The following is a 1,230-nucleotide window of genomic DNA, read 5'->3' on the forward strand; positions in this document are numbered from 1 at the left end:
TGAATCGCCACGGATAATCTAGACACTTCCGAGCCGTTGATAATACTGGTTTTCATATTCTGTCGGTGACATCTGATTGCTCGAACCATGCCGACGCTTACTGTTATAAAACATTTCGATGTAATCAAAAATATCGCTGCGGGCTTCTTCCCGCGTTCCGTAGATCTTTTTCTTTATCCGTTCGCGTTTCAGCAACTGGAAAAAGCTTTCTGCAACCGCATTATCGTGACAGTTACCGCGACGGCTCATGCTCCCCTCCAGGCCGTGTGATTTCAGGAACGACTGCCACTCATGGCTTGTGTACTGACTGCCCTGGTCCGAATGAACCAGCACCTGTTTTTGGGGATTACGCCGCCATACAGCCATCAGCAGTGCGTTCAGGACAATGTCCTTTGTCATCCGGGATTGCATTGACCAGCCGATAATTTTGCGTGAGAACAGATCAACAACCACAGCAAGATACAGCCAGCCTTCGTGGGTCCTGATGTAGGTTATGTCCGTTACCCAACGCTTATCCGGAGCATCCGGATTGAACTGTCGCTGGAGCCTGTTGGGCGATACGATACTGGCCTCGCCTTTGCGTGCCCGCGGGCTCCGGTACCCGACCTGAGCCTTTATCCCGGCACGATTCATCAGTCGCCAGACTCTGTTCACTCCGCACTGTTGACCGCTATCCCGCAAGTCCAGATGGATCTTGCGATAACCATAAACGCAACCGGACTCCAGCCAGAACTGTTTGATCTGTCCCGTCAGTCTCAGATCTACCTGGTGGCGCTGAGAATACGGTTGCTTAAACCAGGCGTAAAAGCCACTGGGATGAACATCCAGCACCCTGCAGAGCAGACGAACAGGCCAGCAACGGGAGTTGTCACGAATAAAGGCGTACCTCAGTCGGACAGCTTTGCGAAGTACGCCGCGGCTTTTTTTAATATGTCCCGTTCGTCAGTAACCCGCTTCAACTCCTTCTGGAGTCGGCGGATCTCGGCCTGAGCATCTGACTGTTCTTTATTAGTGGATGAGTCCGGACCGTACTTCTTTATCCAGGCGTAAAGGCTGTGGGTGGTGATATCGAGACGTGTTGCAACGCTGGAAACAGAATGACCGCGCTCAATAACCTGTTTGACTGCTTCAATTTTAAACTCTTCGGGATAACGTTTACCGCTCATGGGCACCTCTCTTTAAGTCATCTTAAATGACTCCGAGGTGTCTGTTAAACCCGTGGCGATTCAG

1 protein-coding gene is annotated in these 1,230 nt (G+C 51.2%); it reads right to left on the reverse strand.

Annotated elements, in window-relative coordinates:
- Positions 1-18: 18 nt before the first annotated feature.
- Positions 19-1,166 (reverse strand): IS3 family transposase gene (locus tag FDW87_RS05900; protein WP_137379521.1). Its coding sequence is split into 2 segments (ribosomal slippage): positions 19-929 and positions 929-1,166, totalling 1,149 coding nucleotides; the frame shifts between segments, so codons are not numbered across the junction.
- Between the last annotated feature and the right edge of the window lie 64 nt (positions 1,167-1,230).

This window comes from Citrobacter sp. wls826 (assembly GCF_005281245.1).
Lineage (GTDB): Bacteria > Pseudomonadota > Gammaproteobacteria > Enterobacterales > Enterobacteriaceae > Citrobacter > Citrobacter braakii.